Below are 17373 nucleotides of genomic sequence, written 5' to 3' on the forward strand. Positions count from 1 at the left end.
CGAGCGGGCGGGTGCTCAGTAGCGGTAGTGCTCGGGCTTGTACGGGCCCTCGACGTCCACGCCGATGTACTCCGCCTGCTCCTTGGTGAGCTTGGTCAGCGTGCCGCCCAAGGCCTCCACGTGGATGCGGGCCACCTTCTCGTCCAGGTGCTTGGGGAGGCGGTACACCTCGTTGTCGTACTCGTCGGGCTTGGTCCACAGCTCGATCTGCGCGATCACCTGGTTGGCGAAGGAGTTGCTCATCACAAAGCTGGGGTGGCCAGTGGCGTTGCCCAGGTTGAGCAGGCGGCCCTCGCTCAGCACGATGATGGTGTGGCCGTTCGGGAAGATGAACTCGTCCACCTGGGGCTTGATGTTGATGCGACGGATGTCCTTGTCGCCCTGCAGCCCCGCCATGTCGATCTCGTTGTCGAAGTGGCCGATGTTGCCCAGGATGGCCTGGTGCTTCATCTGCCGCATGTGGTCCAGGGTGATGATGTTCAGGTTTCCGGTGGCGGTGATGACGATGTCGGCCTTGCCGATGGCCTGGTCCACGGTCTCCACGGAGTAGCCGTCCATCATCGCCTGCAGCGCGCAGATGGGGTCGGCCTCGGCGACGACCACGCGGGCGCCCTGGCCCTTGAGCGCCTCGGCACAGCCCTTGCCCACGTCGCCGTAGCCGACGACCAGGCAGGCCTTGCCGCCGATGAGCACGTCGGTGCCGCGGTTGATGCCGTCGATCAGCGAGTGGCGGGTGCCGTACTTGTTGTCGAACTTGCTCTTGGTCACCGAGTCGTTGACGTTGATGGCCGGGAAGGGCAGCTCGCCGGAGGCGGAGAACTGGTAGAGCCGGATGACGCCGGTGGTGGTCTCCTCGGTGACACCGCGGATGTTCTTGGCGGTCTCGGTCCACTTGGTGGTGGACTGCTCCAGCGAGCGCCGCAGCGTCTCCAGGACCACCTGGTACTCCTCGGAGTCGGTGTCCTCGGTGGAGGGCACGACGCCGGTCTTCTCGTACTGCGCGCCCTTGAGGACGTACATGGTGGCGTCGCCACCGTCGTCGAGGATCATGTTCGCGGTCTCGCCGCCCGGCCAGGTGAGCATCTGCTCGGCGCACCACCAGTACTCCTCCAGCGACTCACCCTTCCAGGCGAACACCGGGACGCCCTTGGGCTCCTCGGGGGTGCCGTTGCGGCCCACGACGATGGCGGCCGCGGCGTGGTCCTGGGTGGAGAAGATGTTGCAGGAGGCCCAGCGGACCTCGGCGCCCAGGTCGACCAGGGTCTCGATGAGCACGGCCGTCTGCACCGTCATGTGCAGCGAGCCGGAGATGCGCGCACCCTTGAGCGGCTTGACCTCCGAGTACTCCCGGCGCAGCGTCGTCAGACCCGGCATCTCGTGCTCGGCAAGGCGGATCTCCTTGCGCCCGAACTCCGCCAGGGCGAGGTCGGCGACCTTGTAGTCGATGCCGTTGCGGGAGTCGGCGGTCAGCTCGGTTGCAGCCAGGGTCATAGAATTTTGCTCCTTGTCGAGGGGGTCAACTGAACAGGTTATCGGTTCTCGGCCGCTGGCGCGCAGGTGCGGCACCGGGCAGGCTGTAGCGATGGAGCACCGCACGATCGGCAGTCGCACCGTCAGCGCAATCGGGTTGGGCGGCATGCCCATGTCCGTGCAGGGCCGACCGGACCGCGAGCGCGCGCTGGCCACCGTCCATGCTGCCCTCAACGCCGGCGTCACGCTGATCGACACCGCCGACGCCTACAGCCTGGACGCCTCGGACTTCGGGCACAACGAGGAGCTGGTCGCCGAGGCGCTGCGGCACTGGGGCGGTGACCGCGAGGACGTGCTGGTGGCCACCAAGGGCGGGCACGTCCGCACCGCCGACGGCGGCTGGGCCCTGGACGGGCGCCCGGAGCACCTGCGCGCGGCCTGCGAGGCCTCGCTGCGTCGGCTCGGGGTGGACACCATCGACCTCTACCAGCTCCACCGGCCCGACCCGGCCGTCCCCGTGGAGGAGTCGGTGGGCGCGCTGGCCGAGCTGCTGGACGAGGGCAAGATCAGCATGGCCGGCGTCTCCAACTTCGACGTCGACCAGATCCGGCTGGCCCAGCGGGTGCTGGGCGGGCGCCTGGCCAGCGTGCAGAACGAGTACTCCCCGCGCTTTCGCTCCTCGCGGCCGGAGCTGGAGCTGTGCGCCGAGCTGGGCGTGGCCTTCCTGCCCTGGTCGCCGCTGGGCGGCATCGGCAAGGCGGCCGAGCTGGGCCAGGCTCACCAGGCGTTCGCCGAGGTGGCCGCCGAGCACCACGTGAGCCCGCAGCAGGTGGCACTGGCCTGGGAGCTGGCCGCCGCCGACGTGGTCATCCCCATTCCCGGTGCCTCCCGCCCGGCGAGCGCCGTGGCCTCCGCCGCGGCCACCGAGCTGTCGCTCACCCCGCAGCAGCGCGCGCGCCTCGACGCCGCCTAACCGGGACTCCCTCGGCGAGCTGCCTAGCCGCTGTCCGACGGTGAGGACACCGCCGGCCGCATGCCCTCGGGCCGCTCGTAGCCCTCGGCCAGGGTGCTGCGCTTGCGGCCGTAGACGAAGTAGAGCACCACCCCGATGGCCATCCAGGCGAGGAAGCGCAGCCAGGTGTCCACCGGGAGGTTGAGCATCAGGTAGACGCTGGCCAGCACCGACACGATGGGCACGAAGGGCACCAGCGGCGTGCGGAACGAACGCTTGAGGTCGGGCCGGGTGCGGCGCAGCACCACCACGCCGATGGCCACCAGCACGAAGGCGAACAGGGTGCCGATGTTGACCAGCTTGGCCAGCTCGGTGAGCGGCACCAGCGCCGCGATGGTGGCCACCACGATGCCGGTGACCACGGTGGTGACCACCGGGGTGCCGGTGCGCGGGGAGACCTTGGCGAACGGGGCGGGCAGCAGCCGGTCGCGGCTCATCGCGAAGAACACCCGGCTCTGGCCGAGCATGAGGATCATCATCACGGTGGTCAGACCGGCCAGGGCGCCCACGGAGATGAGGGTGGCGATGGCGTCCTGCCCCACCGACCGGAACGCCGCCGCCAACGGCGCCGACGCCTCGATCTCGTTGTACTTGACCATGCCGGTGATGACCACGGAGACCAGCACGTAGAGCGCGGTGCAGATGGCCAGCGAGCCGAAGATGCCGATGGGCATGTCGCGCTGCGGCTTCTTGGTCTCCTCGGCGGCGGTGGCCACGATGTCGAAGCCGATGAAGGCGAAGAACACGGTGGCGGCGGCGGCGAAGATGCCGCCCACGCCGAACGCGCCGGGCGCGAACCCGAGCTCCTGCAGCAGCGACAGCGACGGCGCCTCGTCCGGCTTGGCGCTGGGTGAGCCCGACGGCGGGATGAACGGGTCGTAGTTGCTGGCCTTGACGTAGAAGAACCCGGCCACGATCACCAGCAGCACCACGCCCAGCTTGATCAGCACGGCGACGGCGTTGACCCGGCTGGAGACCTTGATGCCCAGGCAGATGACGCCGGTGAGGATGAGCACGATGGCTGCGGCGGTGACGTTGACCGTCGCCTCCTTGCCGGCGATGGACGAGGGCAGGTGCCACCCGATGGTCTCCAGCAGCTCCTGCAGGTAGCCCGACCAGCCGACCGCCACGGTCGCCGCGCCCAGGGCCATCTCCAGGATGAGGTCCCAGCCGATGATCCAGGCCAGCAGCTCGCCCAGGCTGGCGTAGGAGAACGTGTAGGCGCTGCCGGCCACCGGCACGGTGCTGGCGAACTCCGCGTAGCAGAGCGCGGCCAGGCCGCAGACGATGGCGGCGAAGACGAAGGACAGCGCCACGGCAGGTCCCGCCTCGAGCCCGGCGGCCTCACCGGTGAGCACGAAGATGCCGGTGCCGATCACCACGCCGACACCGAAGACGATGAGGTCGACGGGCCCCAGCGCCTTCTTCAGCTGGTGCTCGGGCTCCTCGGTGTCCGCGATCGACTGCTCGACGGACTTCGTCCGGAACACGCTGCCTGATCTCATCAGGATGCCTTCTTCTCACGAGGGGGAACTGCACCGGTCGGGCCGTGAACGCTAGTACGGTAGCCACCCCGTTGCCCAATGGCCTGGTGAGCGGTAGTCCTGCTGCGGCTCAGCCGGTCTGGGCGCAGCGACCGCTAGCCCTGGTCCTGCTCCGCGCCGTGGCGCAGCGCCCCTGCGGCAGGGGCGCGGTAGAGGTCGGGCTCGAGGTAGATCACCCGCGCGGCGGGCACGGCGGCGCGCACCCGCTCCTCGGCGGCGTCGATGGCGGCGGCGATGCCGGCACTGGTCTCGTCGCCGCCCACGGCGACCTTGGCGGCCACCAGCAGCTCCTCCGGACCCAGGTACTGCGTCTTGAGGTGCACCACGCGGTCGATCGCGCCCCCGACCAGGGCTGCCTGGATGGCCTGCTCCTCCCCCGGGGTGGCCCCCTCGCCGATCAGCAGGCTCTGCATCTCGATGATGAGGATGACGGCGATGACGCCGAGCAGCAGGCCGATGCTCACGGTTCCGATGCCGTCCCACACCGGGTCACCGGTGAGCACGCTCATGCCGACACCGACGAGGGCGAGCAGCAGGCCGACCAGCGCGCCGGCGTCCTCCAGCAGCACGACGGGCAGCTCGGGGCTGCGCGAGGTGCGGATGAACTGCCACCAGCTGGCCCTGCCCTTGAGCGGGCGCGACTCGTGCACGGCGGTGCGGAAGCTGTAGGTCTCCAGTCCGACGGCCACCAGCAGCACTCCGATGGCCACCCCGGGCGAGGTGAGCTCCTCCGGGTGGGAGATCTTGTGGATGCCCTCGTAGAGGGCGAACATCGAGCCCAGGGTGAACAGCACCAGCGCCACCACGAAGGAGTAGAAGTAGCGGTTGCGGCCGAAGCCGAACGGGTGCAGCTGGGTGGCGGCCTTCTTGGCCCGCTTCTGCCCGAGCAGCAGCAGCCCCTGGTTGGAGGTGTCGGCCACCGAGTGCACCGACTCGGCGAGCATCGACGACGACCCGGTCACGAGGAAGCCGACGAACTTGGCGACCGCGATTCCCGCGTTGGCGACCAGCGCCGCGAGGATGGCCTTGGTACCGCCTGATGCGGACATCCGTGAACTCCTTGGGTGAGCGGGGTCAGGCCCCGGTGGGGGCCTCGTCGGTGGTCAGGCCGTCCCGCACGCGAAACAGCTGAGCGCCATCATCTCCTGCCACCACCGACACCGCCGCACCGGTGGCCGGCAGCCACACCGATCCGCCCTTGTCCACGGTGAGCTCCGCGCCGTCGGCGGTGCTCAGCCGGGCCTGGCCAACCGTGCACAGCAGCACCTGGGGGCTGCCGCGGCCCAGCGTCAGCCGGTCGCCCGCGGGCAGCTCGACGCGGGAGAGCGCAAACTCCTCCGTCGGGGTGGGGTAGCCCAGCTCGGCGGCGCCCTGGCTCGCCGGCCCCCCCGACCATGGGGTGCCGGAGAGCACCGGCATGTCGCCGTGGGCGAAGTCGAGCACCCGCAGCAGCTCGGGCACGTCCACGTGCTTGGGGGTCAGGCCACCGCGCAGCACGTTGTCGGAGTTGGCCATCACCTCCACCCCCACCCCGCTGAGGTAGGCGTGCAGGTTGCCGGCAGGCAGGTAGATGGCCTCACCCGGCTTCAGCACCACTCGGTTCAGCAGCAGCGAGGCCAGCACCCCCGCGTCGCCCGGGTAGCGCTCTCCCAGCTCGAGGGTGGTCTGCGCCTCCAGCACGAAGTCGCCGTCCTCGGCCACCAGCTTGGTGAGGCTGGACAGCACCGCGGGCAGCAGCGACTCCAACACCTGCACCGGCAGGGTGATCCAGGTCGTCAGCAGGGCCCGCAGGCCGTGGGAGTCCGGCTGCCCCGCGAGCAGGCCCAGGTAGGTGTCCAGCTCGGGGCAGCGCATCGCGGTGAGCAGCTCGATGGTGCGGTCGACGCGGCGGAAGCCCGCCAGCGCGTGGAAGGTGGTCAGGGCGCAGAGCAGCTCGGGCTTGTGGCTGGGGTCGCGGTAGTTGCGCTCCTGCGAGCCCTGCGGCACGCGGCGCTGCTCCTCCCGCTCGTAGCCCTCCCGCGCCTGCTCGGCGCTGGGGTGGGCCTGCAGCGACAGCGGCTCGTCGGCCGCGAGCACCTTGAACAGGAACGGCAGCGTGCCGCCGAAGCGCGCGCAGCACGCCGCCCCCAGCTGGACCTCGGGCTCGGCCTCGATCGCGGCGAGCAGCGAGAGCTCCTGGCCGTCGGCGCGGCGCACGGTGGCGGGGTCGGCAGGGTGCGCGCCCAGCCACAGCTCGGCCTCCGGGTGCGGCGCCGGCGCCGGACGGCCAGTCAGCTCGGCGAGGGCGGTGCGCGATCCCCACGCGTAGTGCCGCACCACCCCTAGCAGCTCGTGCACGTCGTTCTCCGCTCCCTCGCCTTGCCGGTTGGTGGTGTCCCTGGGCTCAGCTCGCCAGCCCCAGGTACACCGCGGCCGTCTCGCACCGCGCGGCCAGCAGCAGCAGCTCTGCCGCTGGGTGGTGGCGCAGCGGGCCGTCGTCGAGCGTGCCGAGCACCAGCTCGACGTCCGGCAGCGACTCGCTGAGCGCACGCAGGCGCGTCTCCTCCTCCGCGGTGCCCAGCAGCAGCACCCGTAGGGGCGGCTCGGGAAGGGGCCCGTCGAGGTCCGGGTCGTGGAAGATCGGGTCGACCACCGGAGTCGCCACCGCGGCCGGGCCGTGGCGCCGCGAGAGCAGCACCTGGGCCAGCTCGGCGGCACCGACCACCACGGCCGCGTTGCGCAGCAGCGAGGTGGCCACGTGACCGGCCAGCACCACCGCCGCCGGGTGCTCCGCCGCCACCACCAGGCGGTGCCCGGCGCAGCGCAGCGCCAGCAGCTTTGCCGGGTTGGCGAACACCTCGGTGCCCGGCTGGTTGCGGCCGGCCTCGGCGTCGAGCTCGTCGGCGAGGGCCTCCAGGTCGGGGCCCGCCAGCACGCGCAGCGCGCCCAGCACGGCCAGGCCCACCGCGGCGAAGCGGAAGAGTCCCATGCCCTGCGGCAGCGGGAGCCGGGGCGGCAGCAGCAGGGCGCGCCCGGCCGCCGCGGGAGCGAGCAGCCCCTCCTCGGGCGCGGCGAGCACCAGCTCGGCGCCTCGGCCCACCACGCGCCCCACCGACTCCGCCAGCTGCTGGTCGCCGGGGTCGTCGGAGAGCACCACCACCACGTCCAACGCGCCCACCCAGCGCGGTGCCTGGGCGGCGACCACCACGGGAACGGTGCTGCTGTCACCACACAGGGCCTGCAGCCACTCCGCGGCGTGGCGCGCGGGCCCGCGCGGGGCGAGCAGCACCACGCTGCGCACGCTGGCGCCCTGCAGCCGGGCCAGGGCACCCTCGGCCACCGCGGCGGCGACGGCCCGCACAGAGGCCCCGGCCGAGGCCGCACCTCGCAGGCGCCCGTCGGCGTCGGCAGCGAGCAGGCGCTCGGTGTCGTCCAGGTCGGCGGGAGCCAGCGCGCGAGCAGCGGCGCCGGAGGCGGTCATGAGGTCGCGGGGTCAGCCGACCGGGGCTGGCCCGGTTCGGGGTGCAGCGCCTCGTCCAGCAGCAGCACCGGGATGCCGTCGACCACCGGGAACGTGCGACCACAGCTGGTGCAGGTCAGCGCGTCCGCGTCGGGGTCGGTGGCCGAGCCGGCCCGCAGCGGGGCGTGCTCCGGGCAGGGGCAGGCGAGGATCTCCATCAGCTGGGGGTCAAGCGAAACAGCCATGGTCAGCCGTCCTCTCCTCGTGCGGGCAACAGGGAACGGGATGCGTGCTGCACACCGTCCGTCGGTCGGGTCCAGTGGTTCGCTCCGGCCACCTCGGTGCGGCGACCCGGGGTCCACCGAACACCGTAGTCACCCCCGCACGATCGCGAGCACCTCGTCCCGCAGCGCAGCGACCGCGGTGGCGTCGGCAGCCTCCACGTTCAGGCGCAGCAGCGGCTCGGTGTTGGACGCGCGCAGGTTGAACCAGGCGCCGTCGGCCAGGTCCACGGTCATCCCGTCGAGGGTGTCCACCGACACGGCGCGGTCGGCGAAGGCCTCGCGCACGGCCGCGGTGGCCGCGGCCGCGTCGGACACGGTGGAGTTCACCTCGCCGGAGGCGGCGTAGCGCTCGTACTGGGCCATCAGCTCCGACAGCGGGCGGTCCTGCTCACCGAGCGCGGCCAGCACGTGCAGCGCGGCCAGCATGCCGGAGTCGGCGCACCAGAAGTCCTGGAAGTAGTAGTGCGCGGAGTGCTCGCCGCCGAACACGGCGCCGCGCTCAGCCATCTCCTGCTTGATGAACGAGTGCCCCACCCGGGTGCGCACCGCGGTGCCGCCCAGCTCGGTGACCAGCTCCGGCACCGCCCGGGAGGTGATCAGGTTGTAGATGATGGTGGCACCGGGCTGCGCCGCCAGGGTGCGGGCGGCCACCAGGGCGGTCACCGCGGACGGGGACACGGGCTCGCCGCGCTCGTCCACCACGAAGCACCGGTCAGCGTCGCCGTCGAAGGCCAGCCCGAGGTCGGCCGAGGTGGCCAGCACGTGGGCCTGCAGGTCCACCAGGTTGGCCGGGTCCAGCGGGTTCGCCTCGTGGTTGGGGAAGGTGCCGTCGAGCTCGAAGTACAACGGCTGCACCTGCAGCGGGAGCGCGCCCAGCACGGCGGGCACGGTGTGCCCGGCCATGCCGTTGCCCGCGTCCACGGCCACCGTCATGGGGCGCAGCGCGGAGCAGTCGACCAGCCCGTGCAGGTGCGCGGCATAGTCGGCGAGCACGTCCTGGTGGCTGACGGTGCCCGGCGCGACGTCCAGGTCGGGCACCTGCTGGGCGGCCTCGGCGCGGATCTGCGCCAGGCCGGTGTCCTGCCCGATGGGCTTGGCCCCCGCGCGACACATCTTGATGCCGTTGTAGGTGGCCGGGTTGTGGCTGGCGGTGAACATGGCCCCCGGGCAGTCCAGCGCCCCGGAGGCGAAGTAGAGCTGGTCGGTGGAGGCGAGCCCGACGTGCACCACGTCCAGGCCCTGCGCCACCACGCCGGCGGCGAAGGCCTCCGCCAGCTCGGGAGAGGAGGCCCGCATGTCCTGGCCGACGACGACGCGGCCGGCGTCGCGCACCAGCCGTCCGAAGGCGGCGCCCAGCTCACGCACCAGGGCCGCGTCGAGCTGCTCCCCGACCAGGCCGCGCACGTCGTAGGCCTTGACCACCGACGCCAGCAGCTCGGTCCGGTCGGCCAGCACCTGGTCGTTCACGCACGCTCCACTCTGTTGCTCTTGCTTGCTGTGCTGCTCGACTTGCTGCGTTGCGGCGCCGGTCGGCGCCGATCCTGCGCCGGCACAGCGTAACTGGTAAGTCTGGTCGGCCGAGTCAGTCGTTGGGGTCGGGCAGGACGCGCAGGTGCCCACGGCGCCCGGTGGTGGCCTCGGCGCTGGGGTGCTGCTCCGAGCGGCCGCCGGTGTCGGAGCCGCGCGCCTCCCCCGAGCGGGGCTGCGGGGCGGAGCCGGAGCGGCCGGCCTCGCGCACGGCCTCAGCCAGCGCGGTGAGGTCGTCGTCGTCCGGGCCCTGCGCGGCGAAGCCGCCGACGTGGCGGACGACCTCCCAGTCGCGCGGCACGGTGAGCCGCGTGGCGTGGGTCTCGCACAGGTCGTAGGAGTGCGGCTCGTCGTTGGTGGCCAGCGGCCCGACGACAGCGGTGGAGTCGGAGTAGACATACGTCAGCGTCGCAACTGCGGAACTTGTGCACCCGGGCCGGGAACACCGACGTGTTGACCTCACGGCGGCGACCTTAGCCCCACCGCCCGCGCGGGCCGGGCTCGACTCGCCGGAGGACTGCGTACTCTGCTGCACATGGCGTCCCGACCACTGCCGCGGGTGCGGCGCTCAGCGCGGCGAGCGGAGCTGCGCGGGCGTGGTGTGCGCGGCCCGATCCTGCCCACCACGGTCCCAGCCTGGCGCACCCGGGCCGAGCGCTTCGACGGGTTGGTGCTGGCGGCACTGGCGCCGATCAACCAGCGCTGGCACGAGCAGCTGCGCTCGCTGGACGTGGCGGTGGACGACGTTCCGCCGGTGCGCGCCGTGGACATCGCGCGAGTGCGTCGGGACGACCCGGCCGCCACCTCCTGGCCGCCGGAGGTGATCGCCGACGCGGCGGTGCCGCTGGCCCGGCTGGTGCAGGCCGGGGTGGACCGGCGCGGGGACGTGACGCGGGCCCGCATCGTGCTGTTCCGCCGGCCGCTGGAGCTGCGTGCCAAGCAGCCCGAGGAGCTCACCGACCTGATCCACGAGGTGCTCGTGGAGCAGGTGGCTACCTACCTCGGCCTCGACGCAGCGACCATCGACCCGGACGGCGAGGACGAGGACGAGGACCCGTCGGATCCCCCGCAGGGCTGACCGGCACGGCCCGGCGGCGCGGCGGGATCGCCAGCAGCAGGGTGAACAGCAGCACGCCGCCCTGCACCAGCAGCAGGACGCTGCGCAGGGTGTCCGAGCGCTGCACGGTGATCTCGCTGGCGGTGTCCGGCAGCGCCACGCCCACCAGGTGCCCGTAGGCCGGAGCCACCGCCACCAGCGTGCCGTTGATGCGGACGTCCCAGCCCGGCTCGGTGTTGGCGGCCAGCACCAGCAGTCGCCCCTGGGGACCGGCAGAGACGTTCACGCCCAGCTCGGGCGGTGCGGCGGGCACCTCGGTGGTGCCGCGTGCGGCCACGTCGGTGCTGCCCTGCACCCCCGGCGGCTGATCGCCCGTGCGTGCCGCGGTGGCCAGCGCGGGCTCGAGCACCCTGGCGCCGTAGGCGGGCAGCCGCACCCGGAACACGCTGCGGCCGTCGCTGGTGGTGCCGGCCTCGGAGAGCAGCCGAGCTGGGGCGCCGCTGCCCAGCCGCGAGCCGGCGGGCAGCACCACGGCGCCCACCCCCGACGCGGCGGCCTCGGCCACTGCGGCGGCCACGCTGTTCTCCCCGCCTCCGGTGATGGCGGCGCTCCACCCCACCACCCGTGCGGCGGCGTCGGGGGTGGGCACCAGGTCGTTGTCCCCGAGCTGCGGGAGCGCGGGCGAGGACAGCCGTGCGGGCTGGTCTCCGTCGGCCGTCACCAGCACAAGCGCCCGCTGCGCGGTCAAGTCGGCGGCGATCGCGGGAGGCAGCTGCGGGGCCTGGCGGGCGCGCACGTCGCCCTGCGAGCCGCCGAGCACCACGCCGACGCCGAGCAGGGCCACCACGGCAAGGCCGAGCACCCCGAGCATGGGGCTGGTGCGGGCGGCGGGCTCGAGCCGGTCCCGCTGGGCCTGCAGGCCCGCCATCACCACGAGGAACAGCCCCAGCGCGGTGAGCACCACGGCCGGGCCGGCGTTGCCGGCCACGGCGGCCGCGTCGGGCAGGCGGGCGTAGCGCTGCGCGGCGATCACCAGCGCAGCGGCCACCCCCAGGCCGGCCACCGCGAGCCCGGCCACCATCCGCCAGGTGGGTGCCACGATGATCATCAGCACCGCCACCAGCAGCACCAGCGCTCCAGCGACCGACGTGATGCCGGGACCCAGCGTGACCAGCTGGGTGGGCGAGAAGTCGGCCAGCCCGGGGGTGGAGCCCACCCCCTGCAGCAGCACCGCCGGGTGGTTGAGCAGCACGCCCGGCCAGGGCAGCAGCAGGCCCACCGGCAGGAGGATGACGAAGAAGAGCGAGAAGGCCCGGCGCAGCGCCGTGCCGGGGACCGTGCGCAGCACCACGAACCCGACCAGCACCACCACGAGCACCAGCACGTACATCACCGGGGAGGCGCTGGCCAGCACGGCCAGGCCCAGTGCGGTGCCTGCGGTGGTGGCCAGCCAGCTCGAGCGCGCGGTGGGACGCCCCTGGCGGTCGAGGGCGGCGGGGGCACCGCGCAGCACGCTGACGACCCCGGCGAGCACGACGGGCAGCAGGACGAAGGTGAACACGGTGTCGAGCTGGCCGTCGGCGATGGCCGCGGTGCCGACCGGCAGCAGCGCCCACATGCCGGCGAGCACCGCCCGAGTCGCTGGGCTCAGCCCCGACGAGCGGGTGGCGCAGTAGGCGGACAGGCCGGCCAGCGGGATGGCGGCGAGCAGCACCACGGCCATGGCCAGGGCGGCGCCACCGAAGGGAACCCCGAGCAGGCCGAAGAGTCCGGTGAGCGCAGCTGCGGGCGAGGAGGTGCCGCCGGCGACCGGGTGCCACTCGTCGAGGTAGCTGCGCAGCAGCGTCGTGCTGCCGTCCGGGGTGGGCAGCAGCGCACCGCCGGAGACCGCGGCGCCGATGCGGCTGCGGTTGACGGCGAAGGTCATGCCGACGAGGAAGACCAGCAGCAGCGTCACCGGGGCGGTGACGGCGTGGATCAGGGTGCGGCGGGCGCGCGAGTCGAGAGTGGCGCGCTCCTGCTCCGCCTCGCGCTCGGTGGCGCGGTCACGATCGGCCTGTTGCTGCTGGGCGGCACGGGCCGGGTCACGGAAGTGGGGGGCGGGGCGCGCGGGGCTCCCCTCCGGCGCACGCCGTTCACCCGTGGGGTGCACCAGGTTTGGACCGTCGCTGCCCTCGCCGGAAGTCACCGGCGTCAGACTGCGCTGCGCTTCAACCGGCGACGCTCACGCTCGGACAGTCCACCCCAGATGCCGAACCGCTCGTCGTGGGCCAGGGCGTACTCCAGGCACTCGTCGCGGACCTCGCACCCGGTGCAGATCCGCTTGGCCTCGCGGGTGGAGCCACCCTTCTCGGGGAAGAACGCCTCGGGGTCGGTCTGCGAGCACAGGGCCCGCTCCTGCCACTGCTCGTCGAGATCCCCAGCCCCCGGGTCGGCAGCGAAGAGCATGTCCATCGCATCGGGCACAACAGAAAGTGCGCGACCCTCACGCTTCGTATACCCATTCAGCTCTGGCACGCCAGCCTCCTTCAGCACGTCTTCCCCCAGTAGTTCATCGGTCAAGCTCGCGTCTGATGCAGGTGACGCCCTGTTCCGGCTGCGTTCCGGCCGGTAATAACACTCCTGTAATTAGACCCGACGCCGTCCCGAGGGTCAAGCGCCGAAGGCTGGGCGCATTACCACCGCCCTCCGACATTGCTGGTCGGCGACACGATGTGAACTTCGTCATTCTGGCAGTTCGGACAAGCTCCCGCTCGCGCGCCCTGGTCGAGCAACCGGCCGGTCAGAGCCCGGCCAGCGCTCCCCACCCGCTCCCCGGCGGCGCGCGGTCCGCCCCAGCACCCCTGGCCGAGCACACTATCGGCTGCCCTCGGCCCCCGCACCCGTTCGACCAGCGCCGTTGGGCGAGCGCCGAGCGCCCGGCGTCGTGGGGGAGTGTCCTCGTGCCGCCCACCCGCGCTGGCCGACCGCGGACACCCGGCTGGCTCATCGGCGCCCGAGGGCTGCCCGAGGGCCGCCTGAGGCCGCGAGGACGACGATCACCGGCCTCGGCGAGTGTCACTCTCCGTGACGGCCACGCCGGAGCTCGGGTGGGCAGCTCTCGCGCTGAAGGCCGCTGTCTGCCGCTGGCCGCAACCGCGCGACGGCGCCCGCGCCGGCCCGGAATAGGCTGGCTCCCCGTGAAGGTGACGGTACTGGTGGGCGGGGTCGGCGGAGCACGCTTCCTGCAGGGTGTGGAGACGCTGCTCGGGCTGGAGGCCGGCCCGGGAGGCAGCGGGGATGCAGCCGGCGGCGACGCCCGGCACGAGGTGACGGCGCTGGTGAACGTCGGCGACGACGTCTGGATGCACGGCCTGCGGATCTGCCCCGACCTGGACACCTGCATGTACACCCTGGGCGGCGGGGTGGACGTGGAGCGCGGCTGGGGCCAGCACGACGAGTCCTGGACGGTCAAGGAGGAGCTGGCCGCCTACGGCGCCGACCCCGACTGGTTCGGCCTGGGCGACCGCGACATCGCCACCCACCTGGTGCGCACCCGGATGCTGCGCGCCGGCTACCCGCTGTCGGCGGTGACCGAGGCGCTGTGCACCCGGTGGAAGTCCAGCATCCGGCTGCTGCCGGTCACCGACGACCGCTGCGAGACCCACGTGGTGGTGGACGACCCCACCGACGGAGAGACCCGCGCCATCCACTTCCAGGAGTGGTGGGTGCGCTACCGCGCCCAGGTCCCCACCCACTCCTTCGTCCAGGTGGGCGCCGAGCAGGCCACCCCCGCCCCGGGAGTGCTCGAGGCGATCGAGACCGCCGACGCGGTGCTGATCGCCCCGTCCAACCCGGTGGTCAGCGTGGGAGCCGCGCTCGCCGTGCCGGGACTGCGCGCTGCGCTGCGCACCACCAGGGCCAAGGTGGTGGGCATCTCCCCGATCGTGGCCGACCGACCGCTGCGCGGCATGGCCGACACCTGCCTGTCCGTGGTGGGGGTGGACACCACCGCCGAGGCCGTGGGCCGGCACTACGGCGCGCGCTCGGCGGCCGGGCTGCTGGACGGCTGGCTGATCGCCGAGGGCGAGTCTGCGGACGTGCCCGGCGTGGCGGTGCGGGCCGCACCGCTGCTGATGACCGACCGGGCCGCCACCGCCGAGATGGCCCGAGCCGCGCTCGAGCTGGCCGGCGTCTCGCTGTGACCTCCCCGGTCGTCGACCACGCCGGACCCGGCGAGCTGCGGCTGCTGCCGGTGCCCGGGCTGCCCGAGTTCCGGCCCGGCGACGACCTGGCTGCCGCCCTCGCCGCGGCCGCACCGTGGCTGGTGGACGGCGACGTGGTGGTGGTGACCAGCAAGGTGCTCTCCAAGGTGGAGGGGCGCCTGGTGCCGGCACCCACCGACCCCGAGGAGCGCGACGAGCTGCGCCGGGAGCTGGTGGAGGCCGAGGCCGTGCGGGTGCTGGCCCGCCGCGGCCGGACGCTGATCACCCAGAACCGCATCGGCGTGGTGCAGGCGGCGTCCGGGGTGGACAGCTCCAACGTCGCCGTCACCGAGCTGGCGCTGCTGCCGGTGGACCCCGACGCCAGTGCCGCGCGGCTGCGCGCCACGCTCCAGGAGCTGCTCGGGGTGACGGTGGCCGTGGTGGTCACCGACACCATGGGCCGCGCCTGGCGGGTGGGCCAGACCGACGCCGCGATCGGCTCGGCCGGGCTGCGGGTGCTGCACCCCTACGCCGGGGGCAGCGACGCGCACGGCAACGACCTGGTGGTCACCGAGGTGGCGGTGGCCGACGAGATCGCCGCTGCCGCCGACCTGGTGAAGGGCAAGCTCGGCGGGGTGCCGGTGGCGGTGCTGCGCGGCTACTCCCCCGTCGACGACGGCTCCACCGCCGCGGACCTGGTGCGCGGCGGGGTGGACGACATGTTCTCCCTGGGCACCGCCGAGGCGCTGGCCCAGGGCCGGGCCGAGGCGCTGCTGCGGCGGCGCTCGGTGCGCAGCTTCACCGCCGCGCCGGTGGACCCGGCCGTGCTGCGCCGAGCCGTCGGCGCGGCGCTGACCGCCCCCGCGCCGCACCACACGGCACCGGTGCGCTTCGTCTGGCTGCGCGACCCGGCTGCCCGCACCCGGCTGCTCGACGCGATGGCCGCGGCCTGGCGCGCCGACCTGGCCGCGGACGGCCTGGACCAGGCGGCGATCGAGCGGCGGGTGGGCCGCGGCTCGCTGCTGCGCGAGGCGCCGGAGGTGGTGCTGGCCTTCGCCGTGCCCGACGGCGCGCACACCTACCCTGACGCTGCTCGCACCGCCGCCGAGGAGACCATGTTCACCGTGGCCGGGGGCGCCGCCGTGCAGGGCCTGCTGGTGGCGCTGGCCGCGGCGGAGCTGGGCTCGTGCTGGATCGGCTCCACCATCTTCACCCCCGAGCTGGTGCGCGCCGAGCTGGCCCTGCCCGCCGACTGGCGCCCGCTCGGGGCGATCGCGGTGGGCCACCCGGTGCAGCCGCTGGACGTGCGCCCGGCCAAGGACCCCGACACCGCCCTGGTGCTGCGGTGACCCTGGTGCTGCGGTGAGCGACCTGCACGCCGCCGCCGTCGCCCAGCTCGGCGCCTGGCTCACCCCCGACCCGGCCCAGAGCGCCCTGCGGCACACCATGCTCGCGTTCCTGGCCGCGCGCGAGGACGCCTGCCAGCGCTCCTGCGCCCCGGGCCACCTCACCGGCTCGGCCCTGGTGCTCAGCCACGACAGCACGCAGGTGCTGCTCACCCTGCACCCCAAGGTGGGCCGCTGGATCCAGCTGGGCGGGCACTGCGAGCCGGGCGACGCCACCCTGGCCGCGGCTGCCCTGCGCGAGGCGCAGGAGGAGTCCGGGCTGCCGGCGCTGACCATCGACCCGGACGTGCTGCACCTGGACACCCACCCGATCACCTGCTCGCTGGGGGTGCCCACCCGCCACCTGGACGTCCGCTTCCTGGTGCACGCCGCGCCCGGTGCGCAGATCGTGCGCAGCTCGGAGTCGGTGGACCTGCGCTGGTGGCCGGTGGACGCGCTGCCGGCCGGCTCCGAGGAGGACACGGTGGGCGAGCTGGTGCGCCTGGCTCTGGCCCGGGTCGCCGCCCGCTAGCCACCGCACGCCCTGCTCAGCAGCTGCGAAAGTTGCGCGGGCTCAGCCGGGGGCCGAAGCGCGGCCGCGGCGCTCCGCTGGCCAACAGGTAGCACACCGCACGGTGGCGCTGCGGGGCGTAGGGCGCCAGCAGCTGCGCCATCCCGTCGTCGTCCACCGGCTGCCCGGCCAGGGCCCAGCCGACGATGGTGGCCAGGTGGAAGTCGCCGAAGCTCACCGCGTCCGGGTCGCCCCAGGCGCGCTGGGCGACCTCGGCGGCGGTCCACTCCCCCACCCCGGGCAGCAGGCGCAGCCAGTCGCGGCCGGCGCGGCCGCCCAGCTCCACCGCGTGCGGCAGCCGGTGGGCCACCGAGGCGGCGGCGAGCAGCGTCCGGCGGCGCTGCAGGTCCACCCCGGCGCGGTGCCACTCCCAGTCGGGCACGGCCAGCACGGCCTCCGGCGTGGGCGGCACCCGCAGTCCCTCCGGCGCTGGGCCCGGGGCGGCTGTGCCGAAGCGCCACACCAGCTCTCGCCAGGAGCGGAACGCCTCCGCGCAGGTCACCTTCTGCTCCAGCACCGCGGCCAGCAGCACGTCCCAGACCACACCGGTGGCACCCAGGCGCAGGTGCGGCAGCCGGTGGCGGGCGGCAGCCACCCGGTCGTGGTGGCTGGTGAAGTCGCGGGGGTCGTCGTCGGCACCCAGCAGCGCGGGCAGCTGGCGCAGGGCCCAGTCGGCCCCGGGCCCCCACGCCTGGGCGCGCACCGAGCCGTCGGCCCGGACGGCCACCGCCACCGACGCCGCCCCGTCCGGGGTGGTGCTGGCCCGCCAGTGCACCGGCCCCACCTGGCGCTGGCTGGGGTCACCCCGGCCGCGGCGCAGCGGGCGCAGGGCGGCCGCGAGGTCGACCACGAAGTCCGGGCGCCACTGCCACACCGGCGCGGTGGTGGTGACGGTCATCC

16 protein-coding genes are annotated in these 17373 nt (G+C 73.6%); 5 read left to right on the forward strand and 11 right to left on the reverse strand.

Annotated features, from left to right (window positions below):
* Positions 1-15: 15 nt before the first annotated feature.
* The gene (ahcY, locus tag AC3YNX_RS00330; protein WP_127783821.1) at positions 16-1491 is read right to left on the reverse strand and encodes an adenosylhomocysteinase; all 1476 of its coding nucleotides are present in this window, start codon (positions 1489-1491) and stop codon (positions 16-18) included.
* A gap of 91 nt (positions 1492-1582) precedes the next feature.
* Here ahcY and AC3YNX_RS00335 point away from each other — a divergent pair, with 91 nt between their 5' ends.
* Positions 1583-2443, forward strand: coding sequence for an aldo/keto reductase (locus tag AC3YNX_RS00335; RefSeq protein ID WP_489994272.1), 861 nt, complete (start codon positions 1583-1585; stop codon positions 2441-2443).
* Positions 2444-2466: 23 nt separating this feature from the next.
* On the opposite strand, the gene AC3YNX_RS00340 is transcribed toward AC3YNX_RS00335, so the two are convergent.
* The 7 genes from AC3YNX_RS00340 to AC3YNX_RS00370 all read right to left on the reverse strand — a co-directional run bounded on the left by AC3YNX_RS00340 (position 2467) and on the right by AC3YNX_RS00370 (position 9739).
* On the reverse strand, positions 2467-3987 hold the full coding sequence (locus tag AC3YNX_RS00340) for an amino acid permease (protein ID WP_489994273.1): 1521 nt from the start codon (positions 3985-3987) through the stop codon (positions 2467-2469).
* 134 nt (positions 3988-4121) lie between these two features.
* Positions 4122-5075, reverse strand: a complete 954-nt coding sequence (locus AC3YNX_RS00345; RefSeq protein WP_127783824.1) for a cation diffusion facilitator family transporter — start codon at positions 5073-5075, stop codon at positions 4122-4124.
* A 25-nt stretch (positions 5076-5100) separates the two neighbouring features.
* Complete coding sequence (gene manA / locus AC3YNX_RS00350) at positions 5101-6363, reverse strand: mannose-6-phosphate isomerase, class I (RefSeq protein ID WP_489994274.1); 1263 nt, start codon at positions 6361-6363, stop codon at positions 5101-5103.
* Between the two features lie 46 nt (positions 6364-6409).
* On the reverse strand, positions 6410-7486 hold the full coding sequence (locus AC3YNX_RS00355) for a tobH protein (protein WP_489994275.1): 1077 nt from the start codon (positions 7484-7486) through the stop codon (positions 6410-6412).
* Positions 7483-7710: a Trm112 family protein gene (locus AC3YNX_RS00360; RefSeq protein ID WP_127783827.1), complete on the reverse strand. Its 228-nt coding sequence runs from the start codon at positions 7708-7710 to the stop codon at positions 7483-7485. The genes AC3YNX_RS00355 and AC3YNX_RS00360 overlap by 4 nt, the downstream gene beginning before the upstream one ends.
* Before the next feature lie 129 nt (positions 7711-7839).
* Positions 7840-9201, reverse strand: a complete 1362-nt coding sequence (locus tag AC3YNX_RS00365) for a phosphomannomutase/phosphoglucomutase (RefSeq protein ID WP_489994954.1) — start codon at positions 9199-9201, stop codon at positions 7840-7842.
* A 130-nt stretch (positions 9202-9331) separates the two neighbouring features.
* Complete coding sequence (locus AC3YNX_RS00370) at positions 9332-9739, reverse strand: DUF3499 domain-containing protein (protein ID WP_127783828.1); 408 nt, start codon at positions 9737-9739, stop codon at positions 9332-9334.
* A 72-nt stretch (positions 9740-9811) separates the two neighbouring features.
* On the opposite strand from AC3YNX_RS00370, the gene AC3YNX_RS00375 reads away from it, so the two are divergent.
* A complete protein-coding gene (locus AC3YNX_RS00375; RefSeq protein ID WP_489994276.1) occupies positions 9812-10354 on the forward strand; it encodes a metallopeptidase family protein in 543 nt (180 codons plus the stop codon).
* On the opposite strand, the gene AC3YNX_RS00380 is transcribed toward AC3YNX_RS00375, so the two are convergent.
* Positions 10269-12521: a hypothetical protein gene (locus AC3YNX_RS00380; RefSeq protein ID WP_489994277.1), complete on the reverse strand. Its 2253-nt coding sequence runs from the start codon at positions 12519-12521 to the stop codon at positions 10269-10271. The genes AC3YNX_RS00375 and AC3YNX_RS00380 overlap by 86 nt on opposite strands.
* Before the next feature lie 5 nt (positions 12522-12526).
* Entirely contained in the window at positions 12527-12787 is a 261-nt protein-coding gene (locus AC3YNX_RS00385) for a WhiB family transcriptional regulator (RefSeq protein ID WP_206518262.1), read from the reverse strand.
* Between the two features lie 725 nt (positions 12788-13512).
* On the opposite strand from AC3YNX_RS00385, the gene cofD reads away from it, so the two are divergent.
* From cofD to AC3YNX_RS00400, 3 genes are read left to right on the forward strand one after another with little or no spacing between them, the layout of a single operon-like run.
* Positions 13513-14517: a 2-phospho-L-lactate transferase gene (gene cofD, locus AC3YNX_RS00390; RefSeq protein ID WP_489981786.1), complete on the forward strand. Its 1005-nt coding sequence runs from the start codon at positions 13513-13515 to the stop codon at positions 14515-14517.
* Positions 14514-15866, forward strand: a complete 1353-nt coding sequence (locus AC3YNX_RS00395; RefSeq protein ID WP_489994278.1) for a coenzyme F420-0:L-glutamate ligase — start codon at positions 14514-14516, stop codon at positions 15864-15866. The genes cofD and AC3YNX_RS00395 overlap by 4 nt, the downstream gene beginning before the upstream one ends.
* A gap of 13 nt (positions 15867-15879) precedes the next feature.
* Positions 15880-16434 carry an NUDIX hydrolase gene (locus tag AC3YNX_RS00400; RefSeq protein WP_489994279.1) on the forward strand — a complete coding sequence of 185 codons (555 nt, stop codon included), beginning with the start codon at positions 15880-15882 and terminating at the stop codon, positions 16432-16434.
* Positions 16435-16450: 16 nt separating this feature from the next.
* Here AC3YNX_RS00400 and AC3YNX_RS00405 read toward each other — a convergent pair whose 3' ends face one another.
* Positions 16451-17371, reverse strand: coding sequence for a DNA-3-methyladenine glycosylase family protein (locus tag AC3YNX_RS00405; RefSeq protein ID WP_489994280.1), 921 nt, complete (start codon positions 17369-17371; stop codon positions 16451-16453).
* Positions 17372-17373: the final 2 nt, after the last annotated feature.

Source organism: Rhodococcus sp. Z13_19A (assembly GCF_058133575.1).

What these genes read in the sequence shown, in the direction of transcription:
- AC3YNX_RS00335 (WP_489994272.1), top strand. Translation starts at nt 1,583, where the DNA reads ATGGAGCACCGCACGATCGGCAGTCGCACCGTCAGCGCAATCGGGTTG.
- AC3YNX_RS00375 (WP_489994276.1), top strand. Translation starts at nt 9,812, where the DNA reads ATGGCGTCCCGACCACTGCCGCGGGTGCGGCGCTCAGCGCGGCGAGCG.
- AC3YNX_RS00360 (WP_127783827.1), bottom strand. Translation starts at nt 7,710, where the DNA reads ATGGCTGTTTCGCTTGACCCCCAGCTGATGGAGATCCTCGCCTGCCCC.
- AC3YNX_RS00345 (WP_127783824.1), bottom strand. Translation starts at nt 5,075, where the DNA reads ATGTCCGCATCAGGCGGTACCAAGGCCATCCTCGCGGCGCTGGTCGCC.
- AC3YNX_RS00355 (WP_489994275.1), bottom strand. Translation starts at nt 7,486, where the DNA reads ATGACCGCCTCCGGCGCCGCTGCTCGCGCGCTGGCTCCCGCCGACCTG.
- AC3YNX_RS00340 (WP_489994273.1), bottom strand. Translation starts at nt 3,987, where the DNA reads ATGAGATCAGGCAGCGTGTTCCGGACGAAGTCCGTCGAGCAGTCGATC.
- AC3YNX_RS00405 (WP_489994280.1), bottom strand. Translation starts at nt 17,371, where the DNA reads ATGACCGTCACCACCACCGCGCCGGTGTGGCAGTGGCGCCCGGACTTC.
- ahcY (WP_127783821.1), bottom strand. Translation starts at nt 1,491, where the DNA reads ATGACCCTGGCTGCAACCGAGCTGACCGCCGACTCCCGCAACGGCATC.
- AC3YNX_RS00385 (WP_206518262.1), bottom strand. Translation starts at nt 12,787, where the DNA reads ATGGACATGCTCTTCGCTGCCGACCCGGGGGCTGGGGATCTCGACGAG.